Genomic DNA, 12,975 nt, shown 5'->3' with positions numbered 1-12,975 from the left:
GGTGCGCGAGCACCTTACAGCAGCTCCCGCAGCACTGACAGCAAGACAGCCTGCTCGGTCTGGCGCTCGAACAGAGGTGCTCTCAGCCCGCATTGTGCTTGCAGTTCGGCCAGCATGCCGCCGTCGGGTCTTGACTGTCCAGCACGGCAGTCGCGCAGCAAAGCCACCAGGGCACGCGCATCCCCGGGTGGAAAGTAGCCGCTGTAATCGGTGCCCAGCATGCCCACATTGCCGGCAATGCGGGATGCCAGCACCGGCGTGCCGCTGAGCACGGCTTCCATGATGACATGCGCACCGCCTTCCATGCGGCTGGGGTGCACCAGCAAATGCGCGCGCTGGATGCGTGAGCGCGTGGCGCCATGAGGCAGGCCGCCCCACCAGCGGTAGTGGGGACAGGACAGCTGGGTGGCGCGTGCTGCCTCGGCCAGGGCCGGGTCCAGCTCGCGCCCGATGTGGTCAATGTGGATACCCTCATCGGGCGACAACAGACGTGCCGCTTCGAAAATGGTCTGCGGCCACTTTTCGTCGCGCAGGTGCCCGGCCACCACCACCCGCAGGCGGGAACCCGACTTGGCCAGCGTCTGCCGGCGCGTGCTGGACTGCAGCACCACACGGCATTTGCCCCGCAACGCCTCGGGCAAGGCCAGAGGGCCCTGGTCCTGCAGCACGATCAGTCGATGGGCCAGCGCCAACGAACGCTGTGCGGCGGCATCGGTGGCAATGTCGCGGTAGAGGTCGGTACCGGTGAGCGCCACCACCAGTGGCCGCTGCGGGTTCGCCTGCGCCCAGGCCTGTATGCTGTCCGCCGAGCGACGGGCGTGCAAGGCCAGCAGGATGTCGGTGCCATCCCGCGTCGAGGGGGTATCGGGCCACGATTTGACCAGTCGCACCGCATAATGACCCGCAAGCATGCGCGCCCACCGACGGGCGGTCTGCCAGTTGCCGTTGTTGGCGTCCGCCAGTGCTGGCGTGACGATGCAGATGGAGGGTTTCTTGGCCATGGATCAGGTATCCGGTTCGATTGTCCGTGCAAACGCGGGATTGCATGCCAGGACGCTGGACAAGACCGCACTGGCCCAGGCCCTGACCCACAGCCGGGCACGCACCCTGAACCTGTTTTCGGCCTACGAAGAAGCCTTGGGTCCCGATCTGATGGTGCCCTGCACACCCGAGCTCAATCCGCCGCTGTGGGAACTGGGGCATGTCGGGTGGTTCGCGGACTGGTGGATTGCCCGCAACCCGCAGCGAGACCAAGGCAGCAGAGCCGATCCGGTCATCCCCCGGGCACCCGCTCGGCAGGCCCTGGCAGGTGTGGACGCCGATGCGCTCTACAACTCCAGCGTGGTGCCGCACGACCGCCGCTGGCACCTGACTCTGCCCGACGCCGCGTCCACCCGGGACGCCTTGGTGCGCAGTCTGGACGACACCCTGATGTGGCTGGCGCAGGCCCCCGAGACGGACGACGGTCTGTACTTTTTCCGCCTGTCCCTCTTCCACGAGGATATGCACGCAGAGGCAGCGGTCTACATGGCGCAAGCCCTCGGCTTCGATCCCTGCGAGGGACATGACAAGCGATGGGCAATTTCTGCGGCTTCCCCGGTGCCGGCCCAGATCTCGGTCCCTGCCGGTGTGGTGCCCCTGGGGCACGCCGGTGCCGGATTTGCCTTCGACAACGAACTCGGTCCCCAGCTCAAGGCCGTGGAGGCCTTTGACATCGATGCCCGACCGGTCAGCTGGGCCCAGTATCTGGCGTTTGTGGACAGCGGATGCTGGGCGCAGCCACGTTTCTGGAGCGAGGCGGGCCTGGCGTGGCGGACGTCCAGCGGTGTCAGGTGCCCACGCTACACGCGGCAAACGCCCAGAGGCTGGGAGCATCAGCGCTGGGGTCGCTGGCAGGCCCTGGACCTGAACGCACCGGCATGCCACCTGTCTTTCTTTGAAGCCCAGGCCTGGTGCGCCTGGGCGGGGCGGCGCCTGCCGACCGAGTCCGAATGGATCGCGGCCAGCCTGCAGCCCGGCTTCGCCTGGGGCCAGGTCTGGGAATGGACGGCCAGTGCGTTTGCCCCTTTCCCCGGCTTCGAACCTCACCCCTACCGGGACTACTCGCAGCCCTGGTTTGATGGCCGCCCGGTCCTCAAGGGCGCCAGCACAGCCACCGACCCGCGTCTGATGCACCGGCAGTACCGCAACTATTTCACCCCCGAGCGCAACGACATTTTTGCCGGCTTTCGTTCGGTGGCCTGCTGAGGATTGCCCGGATCAGGCTTGCGCCCAGAAGACGCCGAACCAGTCACGGGGATCGGACCAGCATCGGGTGAGGCGAAAACCGGCCTCACGCAGCAGAGCCTCGAAACCGGCAACGGTCCACTTGTAGGAGTTCTCAGTATGCAGTCGCTCATCGCGTGCGAAGTGGCGCACGCCGCCCGACCAGTTCACCGTCTGGGCTTCCTCGGCCACCAGATGCATCTCGATGCGTGACTGGTGAGGATCGAAAAAGGCCAGGTGCCGCCACTTCGATGGATCGAAGTCGCTGCCCAGCAGCCGGTTGACGTGCCTGAGCAGGTTGCGGTTGAAGGCCGCCGTCACACCCAGGGCGTCGTCATAAGCGGGCTCCAGCACCGCGGTGTCCTTGACCAGGTCGACCCCGATCAGGAGGCCGGAGCCATCAGCGCCTCCGGCGCAAACCCCGTGCACCTGGGAGAGCAATTGCAGGGCGTCGGTGGGCATGAAGTTGCCGATGCTCGATCCGGGATAGAACACACAGCGGGGCGCCAAACGCAGTTGATGGTCACCCAGCCAGCGATCCACCTCTTCAGGCAGCGCCAGCGACGAAGAGAAATCCAGCCCCAGCCCCAGCATTGGCAAGGACGGATGCCGCTCCTGCAAGGCGATGACCGACCCCCGCAAGTAGTCGACCGAAATGTCGATGGGCACGTAGGCGCCAGGACGCATCGCATCGAACAGCGACGCCGCCTTCGCGCAACTGCCCGCGCCCAGATCGAACCAGACCGCATCCGCAGGCACCAGCTGTGCGATGGCTTGGGCATGCGACTGGAAGATGGCGGCCTCGGTTCGCGTGGGGTAGTACTCGTCGAGCTCGGTGATGGCATCAAAGAGACGTGAGCCCAGAGCGTCGTAGAAGTACTTGGGCGCCAGCCGGGCCGGACTGGAGATCAGGCCCCTGGCGAGCTCCGCGCGCACGGCTGCCATGTCCTGGCGGTGCCGTTGAAGGAAGTGGGGGCGTGACCAAACGGCGTCTCGATGGGAAGGATGATGTTTGGACATGATCACGTTATACAGGCAGGAGCCAGATGACGTGCCAGTCTTCAACCTCAGGCGAGTCAGAAAGGAGGGCGCCGGGAAGACCCATTGCTCTATCTTCCTGGGGTTTCGGGTTTTAATACCAATTCCATCCACTTTTACCCTGGATTTTCATGAACTTCCAACGCCGAATCACCAGCGCACTCTTGACCTGCGCCGTGCTTGCCATCACCGTCCTCGCCCCGCTGGCCCATGCGCAACAGGCGGTGTTCCGCATCACCGCCATCCCCGACGAATCGCCAACCGAACTGGCACGCAAGGCCGCGCCGCTGGTGAAGTACCTGGAGTCCAAACTGGGGGTGAAGGTCGAGTTCACCCCGGTGACCGACTACGCCGCCTCGGTCGAGGCGCTGGTGAACAAGAAGGTCGACCTAGCCTGGTTCGGCGGCTTCACCTTCGTGCAGGCCCATGTGCGCTCCGGCGGTAAGGTGATTCCGCTGGTGCAGCGCGAGGAAGACGAGAAATTCCGCTCGGTCTTCATCACCAGCGACCCCACGGTCAAGACCTTGGCCGACCTCAAGGGCAAGGACGTGTCCTTTGGTTCGCAAAGCTCTACCAGCGGCCACCTGATGCCGCGCAGCTTCCTGCTGGATCAGGGCATCAACCCCGAGAAAGCCTTCCGCCGCGTGGCCTACAGCGGCGCGCACGACGCGACGATTGCGGCCGTGGCCTCGGGCAAGGTGCAGGGCGGCGCGCTCAACATTTCGGTCTGGGACAAGTTCGTCGCCGACAAGAAGGTGGACACCAGCAAGGTGCGCGTGATCTACACCACCCCGCCCTACTACGACTACAACTGGACCGTGCACGCCGACATGCCGGCCGCGCTGCGCCAGAAGCTGACCGACGCCTTCCTCTCTCTCAGCCCAGCCACGCCCGAGGGCAAGCAGATCCTGGAACTGCAGCGCGCCACAAAGTTCGTGCCAACCAAGGTCGAGAACTACAAAGGCATCGAGTCTGCCGCACGCAGCGCCGAGCTGCTGTGATCGCCTGACGCGATTCGCGTGAAGATCGACCTGAGCGCAGCCAGCGCCCGCCATCCGGCAGCGCGCGCTGGCGCAGCCCCTGCCATCCGCGCGCTGGATCTGCAGGTAGCCGCCGGCGAACAGCTGGCCATCATCGGCCCCAGCGGCGCCGGCAAGACCACGCTGCTGCAGCTGCTGGCCTGCGCGCTGCCGCCCGGTGCCGGCGTGCTGCAGCTGGACGGCCAGTCGCCCTGGCAGCTGCCGCGCGCCGAACTGCAGCGCCTGCGTGGGCGCCTGTTCCTGGCGCCGCAGGTGCCGCCGCTGCCGCCGCGCCAGCGTGTGGTCACGTCGGTGCTGGCCGGGCGCCTGCCCGCCATGGGCACCTGGCAGAGCCTGCGCTCGCTGTTCTACCCGGTGGACATTCCGGCGGCCTTCGAGGCGCTGGACCGCTTCGACCTGGCCGACAAGCTGTTTGAGCGGGTGGACCGCCTTTCGGGCGGCGAGCGCCAGCGCGTGGGTCTGGCGCGCGCGCTGCTGTCACCGGCCTCGCTCTGGCTGATCGACGAGCCGCTGTCGGCACTGGACCCGATGCGGGCTCGCCAGGCCATGGACACGCTGCTGGATGCCGCGCGTGAACGTGGCACCACGCTGGTGACCACGCTGCACCAGGTGGACGTGGCGCTGGCGCACTTCCCGCGCATCGTCGGCCTGCGCGACGGCGCGCTGGCCTTCGACCTGCCCGCTGCTGAGGTCACGCGAGAGCGCCTGGCCGCGCTGTACGCGCAGCACGAACACGAGCTGGACGGCCCGCCACCTGTTATCGACGAAGTCACACCTGCCTCGCCGCAACGGGTGGTGATGCATTGCAGGTGACGCGATGACCGCTGCCGCCCTGCCCGCACGCACCGCAACCACCCGAGACCCTGCTTGGCTGCCGCGCCTGTTCTGGACCGGTGCGGCCCTGGTGCTGCTGTGGCCGCTGCTGGTGGCCACGGAATTCAAGCCCTGGGTGATGTTCGAGCCCGAAAGCCTGAAGGTCAGCGGCCAGTTCATCGCCAGCTTCTTTCCGCCCGCGCACGGCGCCGACTTTTTGTGGATGGTGGCGCAGGAAACCTGGCGTACCGTGGCCATGGCCACCGCAGGGGTGACGCTGGCGCTGCTGATCGCCGTGCCGCTGACGCTGCTGTCCACACGCGGGCTGTCGATCTCGGCGCTGTCGGGCCGCATGGCGCGCGGGCCGTTCTGGCTGCGCCAGCTGGTGCGCTGGACGCTCATCGTGCTGCGCAGCATCCCGGAACTGGTCTGGGCACTGGTGTTCGTGCGCGTGGTCGGCCTGGGGCCCACGGCCGGCGTGCTGGCCATCGCGCTCACCTACGGCGGCATGCTGGGCAAGGTGTACGGCGAGATCCTGGAAAGCGGTGAGACCCACGCCACCGAAGCGCTGCTGCGCAACGGCGCCGGTCGCGTGCAGGCCTTCTTCTACGGCCTGCTGCCGGCCAGCGCGGCCGAGCTGACCAGCTACACCGTCTACCGCTGGGAATGCGCGATCCGCTCCTCGGTCATCCTGGGCTTTGTGGGCGCCGGCGGCCTGGGCCAGCAGATGGACAACTCGATGAAGATGTTCAACGGTGGCGAGGTCGCCACCATGTTACTGGTCTTCATGGCACTGGTTGCCCTGGCTGACCGGGTGAGCGCGTGGTTGCGCAAGGTGTTGGCATGAACAAACCCCGCGCCGCCAACCCGCCCTACAAGCTGCCGCCGCCGCTGTTCGACGCACGCTGCAAGGCCTGCTGGTTCACCGCGGGCCTGCTGGTGCTGGTGGTGCTGAGCTTCTGGAGCCTGGACCTGCAATGGGCGCAGTTCTTCTCGGCCGAGGCGGTGGACAGCATGGGCAGCTTCATCGGCGAGTTCTTCCCGCCTGACATCTCCCCTTCCTTCCTGCACAAGGTGGGCGTGGCCGCGTGGGAAACGCTGGCCATGTCGGCCCTGGGCACGCTACTGGCCGCTGCCGCCGCGCTCGCCTTGGCCCTGCCCGCCGCGCGCCTGCACCCGCAGGACCCGGCCTGGGGCCGCGCATCCACACGCATGCTGCTCAACGCCCTGCGCAGCATCCCCGAACTGGTATGGGCCGCGCTGCTGCTCATCTCCGCGGGCCTCGGCCCGCTGGCCGGCACGCTGGCGCTTGCCCTGCACACGGCCGGCGTGCTGGGCCGCTTGTTTGCCGAGGCCATCGAGAACGCCCCCGCCGGCCCGGCCGAGGCACTGCGCGCGCAGGGCGTGGCCAACGGCCTCGTGTTCCTGTATGCCACGCTGCCGCAGGTGCTTCCGCAACTGCTGAGCTACACGCTCTACCGCTGGGAAAACAACATCCGCGCCGCGGCTGTGCTGGGCGTGGTGGGCGCGGGCGGTCTGGGCCAGTTGCTGTCCTTCCACATGGGCCTGTTCCACATGCCCAAGACCGCCACCATCCTGGGTGCCATGCTGCTGCTGGTGGCCATCGTCGATGCGGCCAGCCTGGGCGCGCGTCGCCTCATGACCCGCTGACCATGAACGCCACCGCCATCACCCTCACCCACGCCCAGGCCTGGATGCTGCTGTCCGGCGCCATCCTGCTGGAAGTGGCGGGCACCACCAGCATGCGCCTGTCCGACGGCTTCACACGCATGGCGCCGGCGGCACTGATGCTGTTGTTCTATGCCGGTGCCTTCGTGCTCAATACGCTTGTGGTGCGCGTGCTGGGCCTGAGCGTGACCTACGCCGTGTGGTCCGGCGTGGGCACAGTGCTGACGGCCATCATCGGCATCGGGTACTTCAAGGAACCCGCAACCGCACTCAAGATGGCGAACATCGGCCTCATCGTCATCGGTGTCATGGGGCTGCATTCGGCCTCGCGGGTGGGCTCCCCGTGAGCTCCGGGCTTTTGGTCCGACCCACCCTTGCCCGATGCGCGGGCGAAACGGAGAGTGACGCCATGTCCACACCCACTCCGCAGACAAGTCCCACCACCGGAACCGCTGCCTCTGCCTCACGTTTTGAGGCGGTGCGCCAACAGACTTTGACCCTGGCCGTGCCACTGAGTGAAGCCGACTGTCAGGCGCAGTCCATGCCCGACGCCAGTCCCACCAAGTGGCATCTGGCGCACACCACCTGGTTTTTCGAGACGTTCATCCTCGAACGGTTCGAGTCCGGCTTTCAGCCCTTCGACCCTGCCTTCCGCATGCTGTTCAACAGCTACTACCAGGGTGTGGGCGAGGCCTACCCGCGGCCACAGCGCGGATTGATCACACGACCTGACCTGGCCAAGGTCCGTGCCTACCGTGCGCAGGTAGACGCGCGCATGGCTGCGCTGCTCGCCCATGGCGCCGACAACGAACTGGCCGTCCTGCTGGAACTGGGCCTGCAACACGAACAGCAGCATCAGGAACTGCTGCTCACCGACATCAAGCACCTGCTCTCGTGCAACCCCACGAACCCGGTCTACCACCCGCAATGCCCGCTGCCTGCCGTAGTGCCACAGCCGCTGCGCTGGTGCGTGTTCGACGGCGGCATCACCGAGATCGGCCACGCAGGCGAGGGCTTTGCGTTCGACAACGAAACCCCGCGCCACGCCGTGCTGCTGCAGCCCTATGCGATGGCCAGCCGGCTGGTGACCAACGGCGAGTGGCTGACGTTCATGCAGGCTGGTGGCTATGCCGACTCGCGCTGGTGGATGGCTGCCGGCTGGGACTGGGTTCGCACCCAGGGCATCCAGGCGCCGCTGTACTGGCAGCAGGGTCAAGACATGACGCCGTGCGATGGCTGGACCCACTTCACCCTGCACGGCCGCGTGCCGGTGGATCCTGATACCCCGGTGGTGCACATCAGCTGGTTCGAGGCCGACGCCTACGCCCGCTGGCTTGGCACACAGACCGGTGAGTGTCTTCGCCTGCCAACAGAAGCCGAATGGGAGCACGCCGCCCAGAGGCTCAGCCCGGCGCAGCAGGCAAGCGGCAACTTCCTGGACAACGGGACCCTGCACCCGGTTCCGCTGTCGTGCCATGCAGACGGTGCGTCGGACCCGCAGCAGATGGGAGGCGACGTATGGGAGTGGACCGCCAGCCCTTATACCGCCTACCCCGGCTACCGGCCCTGGGCTGGCGCGGTGGGGGAATACAACGGCAAATTCATGGTCGACCAGATGGTGTTGCGTGGCGGATCGTGTGCCACCCCACGCGATCACATCCGCTCCAGTTACCGCAACTTTTTCCCCACCCATTCGCGCTGGCAGTTCATGGGGGTCAGGCTGGCCAAGGACTTGTGAATACACGACACAAGCTCACGGCACCTGCGCGGGCGGTCCGCACGGACGCTGGCATCGGACACACACATGCCACCGGGCGGCACCATCGCCAGCCAGGCATCAGGGTTTGCCAGCGTGGGCCGCGGCCACTGCCTTGGCCAGGTCCTCGCCGCTTTTGTAGTGCGGCACCTTGAACACCAGGCGCTGAGCCCGCTGAATGAAGCTGTTGCGGCCCTTGACCTCTTCGGTCCAGTACTTTTCAGCCAGAGCGAGGTTGGCTTTCTCGTCGAGTTCGAAGGCGTCCTTGCTGGCCTGGCCACCAAAGATGTAGAGCTTGCCGTCAATCATCTTCCAGGTGTCCGCGTCGCCGCCCCATGGGATGCCATAAACGATGCCGTTGGTGCAGTAGCCGCCGTATTGGGGCAGATATTTCGCCGGCGAAGCATCAAAGCGTGCTTTGTGGTCGGCCGTCGCGAAGTGAAACACCACGCCTTCGAACTCGCTGCGGAACTCGGGTTTGCCCTGGCGGTAGCGGCTCTCCGTGAAATAGGCCACCACATCGGCCCCCTTGAGCATGACGCGGGCATCGGGCGCCATCTCGACCGCATTGACGGGCCTGAGATTGCCGGATGGATTCTGGGCCTGCATGGCTCCGCAACCGGACAGGCCAATGGCAGCCGCGGCAAGGATGGTGGCAGCCAGCCCACGGCTGGTCTTCAAGGAACGCGTCGATACGGCTGTTGTCATGGTCTGGTCCGGATGGCAGGAGAAAAGGAGGGAGTGGGCTTGTGCAATGCCTCACCAGGCTTGAGAGCGGCCGAAGGTTGCGAAAGTTCGTCATAAGGCGCCGGCCAGCCCAACAAAGCGCTGGCGGCTTCGCACCGTTCGCGCAATTGGGCCTCGTCGCGGCCGCCCAGGTGAACGATGCCATAGCGCCAGCTGCCCAGCCATTTGTGATCGCGCGCCACGGAACCGGCGGACTTGGGATAGCAGAACAGCAAACCATCGGGGAAGCCTCGGACAAAAGCCTCCCGCTGGTGTCTATCGGGCATGGACACCTGGTCGACCGGATCGAACTGTCGATAGACGAAGCTGGCTGCTGAACCAGCCTGAGGCACCACACGGCCCAGACAGGCCGGGTCCTGCCCGTGCGCGAGTGCGAGGCCGATCGCGTGCAGATCAATGCCCAGGACTCTCAGGTACAGATCCGAATATTGCGAGGCCATGCGCGGATTGAACTCGATGACGCTGAGTCGGTCCCGCGCCTCATCGTAGAAGAACTCCATGTTGAACAGGCCGTGCGTGAAGCCTACCGCGCCCAGAAACCGCCGGGCCACATCGGTGGCTCGGTCCTGCACAGCCTGCGGCAGCCGCGTGGGCAACTGGTGCCGCATGAAGGCCTGGGTCCCGGGATACATGATGGCGTCGACCACACCGATGGGATACAGCTGCCCCTGAAACACATAGCCATCAAGGTTGAACTGCTCGGCATGCACAGGCTCCTCCAGCATCATCCGATGGGCGCTCGACACCCCGGGACCCAGGCGCTCCCGTGACAGGCGATCAAATGGCTCGACCAGACGCCGGATGACCCAGCGCTCCCAGGGGCCGAAGCGGGTATGACGATGGAGCTCCTGTTGGGAGCGCACCTCACGGGCCAACACCGAGAAGGCTGCCTTGACCGGCTTGACGAAGGCGGGATAGCGAAGCCCTGGAGGTACAGGATCACCATATTCGGCCTCCATCAGGGCGTACGCCACACAGGCCTCCGGTGCCACCTGCTGCAGCACCTGCCTGGCATAAACCTTGTGCTGGCAGGCCAGGATGGCCTGCACCGGCGTGCCGGGCCACCCCATGCGCTCGGCCAACAGGGCTGCAGCCAGCGCACCAAACTGCTCTTGGTGGGACACCACCGCCGTCCATGCCCTGGATGAGGCCTTGCGTGCCAAACGGTTCACCCAGCGCTGCAGGTCCAGAAACGCCAGCTGCACATTGCTGGGGAAAGAAAACAGGTCGAAACCGTCAATATCCACCGGGTGACCGGTACCACGCAAAGCGCGCTCGTGACCGATCTCATCCCAGTCGTGGTTGAACAGAATCAAGGTACGCCCGGCTGGGCTGAGGGATAGCTGCATGAGTGAAGGAAGAGGCGATGGTGGCGGTGGATCCCGACACGCCTGTCTGTCGTCTTTCGCGCGCCCTCCTTACAGGTCACGTCGACATCGCCAGTTCAGCGCGGAGTCACCACATACCCCTTGGAGCATACTCCGAGACTTCACCGGACAGGTTGGAGCCGCAACAACTGCCCGTTGCGATCATCGGTCAACAGGTAGATGAGCCCATCGGGCCCTTCGCGCACGTCGCGCACGCGCTGGCCCAGTTCCGGCAGCAGACGCTCTTCACGCACCACGCGGGTGCCGTCAATCTCCAGGCGCGACAGGTAGCGGAACTTCAGCGACCCCACCAGCAAGCTGCCCTTCCAGGCGGGGCCATAGCGGTCGGTCCGAACGAACACCATGCCCGAGGGCGCGATCGACGGCGTCCACTGGTGCAAGGGTTGCTCCATGCCCTGCTTGGCCGTGATGCCGTCGCCGATCTTGCCGCCGCCGTAGTTCTCACCATAGGTGATCACCGGCCAGCCGTAGTTCTTGCCGGCGTCGGGACGGTTGATTTCGTCACCGCCCTGGGGACCGTGCTCCTGGGTCCAGAGCCGCCCGTCCACGCCCAGCGCAGCCCCTTGCGGATTGCGGTGACCGTAGCTCCAGATTTCCGGCCGCGCGCCCGCCCGCTGCACGAACGGATTGTCCGGCGGCACGCCGCCGTCCTTGCGGATCCGCACCACCTTGCCATGGTGGTTGTCCAGGGTCTGGGCGTCGGCCATCCGGTGAAAGCGGTCGCCCAGCGTGAGGAAGAGCAGACCACCCGGCGCCTCAACCACGCGACAACCGAAATGCAGACGACTGGCCACCTTGGGCCGCTGGCTGAAGATGACCTTGACATCTTCCAGGCGCCGCGCGTCATCGGAGAGGCGGGCGCTGGCCAGCGCGGTCGAGTTGGTGCCTGCGCTGCCCGGCTCGCTGTAGCAGAAGTAGAGACGGCGATTGCTGGCAAAACCGCTGTCGGTGATCAGGTCCAGCAGTCCGCCCTGCCCGACCGCATCGATGGCTGGCAGGCCTTCCAGCGGCTGCCCGACGCGGCCATCGGGCTCGATGACCCTCATGCGGCCGGGCCGTTCGGTGACGAGCATGCGTCCCTGACCGATGAAAGCCACGGCCCAGGGGTTCTGCAGGTCACGGGCGACCACCTCCACCACCGGCTCGGCGGCGCGCGAAGGAATGCTGGTGACCGCGCCGACGGCCAGCAACACACTGGCCAAAATCGGCAACGAAAGGGGGCGACGGGCAGTGAAGCTCATGCAAATCTCCTCAAGCGGGTACGCTGGCAAGACCTCATCGGAGGCCACAGGTTCCCGTGCAGGCGCGCCATCGGTGACACCTGGGGCATCACGCCAACAAGGCGGTCAATCCGCCATCGGGCTCGAAGCGCCGGTTGCGGTAGGTCAGGCGCGTGGGCCCTTGCCAGGCGGGCTCGGACACCGGGTGCTCCGGGTCCCCGGGATAGCAGATCACCCGGCAGCCGTCACGGTCAAACGGGTGAGGCTCGATGAGGGGCGGTCTGCGCCCCTGCGCATGCGCCAGCGCGGCATCGACATCGCGAAATCGGGACAGCGCCACTAGGCTCATGATCTGCGGCGGTGCCAGCTCAATGTCATCGGCCCAGAACCGCTCCAGAGCATCGCGTGGCGACAGCCAGACCGCCTCCGTGGCTTCGTGTCCGTCGTGGCGAGCCGTTTGCCCGGACGGAAGCCGGGCCAGAAAGAACCGCGTATCAAAACGCTTGCTGGATACCGACGGCAGGCGGGGCGTGATCCACCGGGACCACGGCACCAGCGCCGAGACAGGGATGCGCCTTGCTTCTGTCTGCATGGCTGCGGCCCAGTCCTGGCCTTGGCCGATTCGCTCTTCCAGCGACTGCTGCCGGCTCCGCGTCCAGGCATCCATGCCCAGGACCAGTTCCACCTCCTCCCAGGTCTCCCTGAGGGCCGCCACATGCAAGGCCACGGCCTCATCCGCCGACAACGCGGACTCGGCCAGTCGGGCCACACAGGCCTGAGGTGTCAGGTCGAGGGCGCCGGCGGCTACCTGACCATCCGCCGCATCGAGCTTGCCGCCCGGGAACACATGCACACCTCCCAGCACGCCAGCGTTGCCATGGCGGCGAACCATGAGCACCTCCAGCCCGGTGGAACCATCTCTCAGCACCAGTACAGTGGCTGAGGGCAAGGGCGCTGAGTGGACTTCTTGAGACAGGAAGGGAATGGCCATGCCGCATTGTGCGGTCATTCATTTGTCA

13 protein-coding genes are annotated in these 12,975 nt (G+C 66.2%); 7 read left to right on the top strand and 6 right to left on the bottom strand.

What is annotated here, in order from left to right:
- Positions 1-14 precede the first annotated feature (14 nt).
- Positions 15-1,001, bottom strand: a complete 987-nt coding sequence (gene senB, locus ACFQNJ_RS04345; RefSeq protein ID WP_382254138.1) for a selenoneine biosynthesis selenosugar synthase SenB — start codon at positions 999-1,001, stop codon at positions 15-17.
- Between senB and senA the strand changes: the two genes are divergently transcribed.
- Positions 1,000-2,247 (top strand): selenoneine synthase SenA, encoded by a 1,248-nt coding sequence (gene senA, locus ACFQNJ_RS04340; RefSeq protein ID WP_382254135.1) that lies wholly within the window; start codon positions 1,000-1,002, stop codon positions 2,245-2,247. The two genes, senB and senA, sit on opposite strands and share 2 nt — an antisense overlap.
- 12 nt (positions 2,248-2,259) lie before the next feature.
- Here the strand turns inward: senA and egtD are convergent, their stop codons facing one another.
- Entirely contained in the window at positions 2,260-3,210 is a 951-nt protein-coding gene (gene egtD / locus ACFQNJ_RS04335; protein WP_382254132.1) for an L-histidine N(alpha)-methyltransferase, read from the bottom strand.
- A 224-nt stretch (positions 3,211-3,434) separates the two neighbouring features.
- On the opposite strand from egtD, the gene ACFQNJ_RS04330 reads away from it, so the two are divergent.
- The 6 genes from ACFQNJ_RS04330 (at position 3,435) to egtB (ending at position 8,583) form a co-directional block, all read left to right on the top strand.
- Entirely contained in the window at positions 3,435-4,304 is an 870-nt protein-coding gene (locus ACFQNJ_RS04330; RefSeq protein WP_382254130.1) for a putative selenate ABC transporter substrate-binding protein, read from the top strand.
- Positions 4,305-4,322: 18 nt separating this feature from the next.
- Positions 4,323-5,156: a phosphonate ABC transporter ATP-binding protein gene (locus tag ACFQNJ_RS04325; RefSeq protein WP_382254127.1), complete on the top strand. Its 834-nt coding sequence runs from the start codon at positions 4,323-4,325 to the stop codon at positions 5,154-5,156.
- Between the two features lie 4 nt (positions 5,157-5,160).
- Entirely contained in the window at positions 5,161-6,003 is an 843-nt protein-coding gene (locus tag ACFQNJ_RS04320; protein ID WP_382254124.1) for a PhnE/PtxC family ABC transporter permease, read from the top strand.
- Entirely contained in the window at positions 6,000-6,827 is an 828-nt protein-coding gene (gene phnE / locus ACFQNJ_RS04315; RefSeq protein ID WP_382254122.1) for a phosphonate ABC transporter, permease protein PhnE, read from the top strand. The genes ACFQNJ_RS04320 and phnE overlap by 4 nt, the downstream gene beginning before the upstream one ends.
- A 2-nt stretch (positions 6,828-6,829) precedes the next feature.
- Positions 6,830-7,192: a DMT family transporter gene (locus tag ACFQNJ_RS04310; protein ID WP_382254119.1), complete on the top strand. Its 363-nt coding sequence runs from the start codon at positions 6,830-6,832 to the stop codon at positions 7,190-7,192.
- 62 nt (positions 7,193-7,254) lie between these two features.
- A complete protein-coding gene (egtB, locus tag ACFQNJ_RS04305; protein ID WP_382254116.1) occupies positions 7,255-8,583 on the top strand; it encodes an ergothioneine biosynthesis protein EgtB in 1,329 nt (442 codons plus the stop codon).
- Between the two features lie 99 nt (positions 8,584-8,682).
- Here egtB and ACFQNJ_RS04300 read toward each other — a convergent pair whose 3' ends face one another.
- The 4 genes from ACFQNJ_RS04300 to ACFQNJ_RS04285 form a co-directional block, all read right to left on the bottom strand.
- On the bottom strand, positions 8,683-9,309 hold the full coding sequence (locus tag ACFQNJ_RS04300) for a YHS domain-containing (seleno)protein (protein WP_382254113.1): 627 nt from the start codon (positions 9,307-9,309) through the stop codon (positions 8,683-8,685).
- Positions 9,306-10,697: an ATP-grasp domain-containing protein gene (locus tag ACFQNJ_RS04295; protein WP_382254110.1), complete on the bottom strand. Its 1,392-nt coding sequence runs from the start codon at positions 10,695-10,697 to the stop codon at positions 9,306-9,308. The genes ACFQNJ_RS04300 and ACFQNJ_RS04295 overlap by 4 nt, the downstream gene beginning before the upstream one ends.
- Positions 10,698-10,837: 140 nt before the next feature.
- Positions 10,838-11,977: a PQQ-dependent sugar dehydrogenase gene (locus ACFQNJ_RS04290; RefSeq protein WP_382254108.1), complete on the bottom strand. Its 1,140-nt coding sequence runs from the start codon at positions 11,975-11,977 to the stop codon at positions 10,838-10,840.
- An 88-nt stretch (positions 11,978-12,065) separates the two neighbouring features.
- Positions 12,066-12,965: an NUDIX hydrolase gene (locus tag ACFQNJ_RS04285; protein WP_382254105.1), complete on the bottom strand. Its 900-nt coding sequence runs from the start codon at positions 12,963-12,965 to the stop codon at positions 12,066-12,068.
- Positions 12,966-12,975: the final 10 nt, after the last annotated feature.

The organism is Hydrogenophaga bisanensis, assembly GCF_042665135.1.
Lineage (GTDB): Bacteria > Pseudomonadota > Gammaproteobacteria > Burkholderiales > Burkholderiaceae_C > Hydrogenophaga > Hydrogenophaga bisanensis.
This window is presented reverse-complemented; position numbering and strand designations above follow the sequence as displayed.

What these genes read in the sequence shown, in the direction of transcription:
- senA (WP_382254135.1), top strand. Translation starts at nt 1,000, where the DNA reads ATGGATCAGGTATCCGGTTCGATTGTCCGTGCAAACGCGGGATTGCAT.
- senB (WP_382254138.1), bottom strand. Translation starts at nt 1,001, where the DNA reads ATGGCCAAGAAACCCTCCATCTGCATCGTCACGCCAGCACTGGCGGAC.
- egtD (WP_382254132.1), bottom strand. Translation starts at nt 3,210, where the DNA reads ATGGCAGCCGTGCGCGCGGAGCTCGCCAGGGGCCTGATCTCCAGTCCG.
- ACFQNJ_RS04330 (WP_382254130.1), top strand. Translation starts at nt 3,435, where the DNA reads ATGAACTTCCAACGCCGAATCACCAGCGCACTCTTGACCTGCGCCGTG.
- ACFQNJ_RS04320 (WP_382254124.1), top strand. Translation starts at nt 5,161, where the DNA reads ATGACCGCTGCCGCCCTGCCCGCACGCACCGCAACCACCCGAGACCCT.
- phnE (WP_382254122.1), top strand. Translation starts at nt 6,000, where the DNA reads ATGAACAAACCCCGCGCCGCCAACCCGCCCTACAAGCTGCCGCCGCCG.
- ACFQNJ_RS04310 (WP_382254119.1), top strand. Translation starts at nt 6,830, where the DNA reads ATGAACGCCACCGCCATCACCCTCACCCACGCCCAGGCCTGGATGCTG.
- egtB (WP_382254116.1), top strand. Translation starts at nt 7,255, where the DNA reads ATGTCCACACCCACTCCGCAGACAAGTCCCACCACCGGAACCGCTGCC.
- ACFQNJ_RS04300 (WP_382254113.1), bottom strand. Translation starts at nt 9,309, where the DNA reads ATGACAACAGCCGTATCGACGCGTTCCTTGAAGACCAGCCGTGGGCTG.
- ACFQNJ_RS04295 (WP_382254110.1), bottom strand. Translation starts at nt 10,697, where the DNA reads ATGCAGCTATCCCTCAGCCCAGCCGGGCGTACCTTGATTCTGTTCAAC.
- ACFQNJ_RS04290 (WP_382254108.1), bottom strand. Translation starts at nt 11,977, where the DNA reads ATGAGCTTCACTGCCCGTCGCCCCCTTTCGTTGCCGATTTTGGCCAGT.
- ACFQNJ_RS04285 (WP_382254105.1), bottom strand. Translation starts at nt 12,965, where the DNA reads ATGACCGCACAATGCGGCATGGCCATTCCCTTCCTGTCTCAAGAAGTC.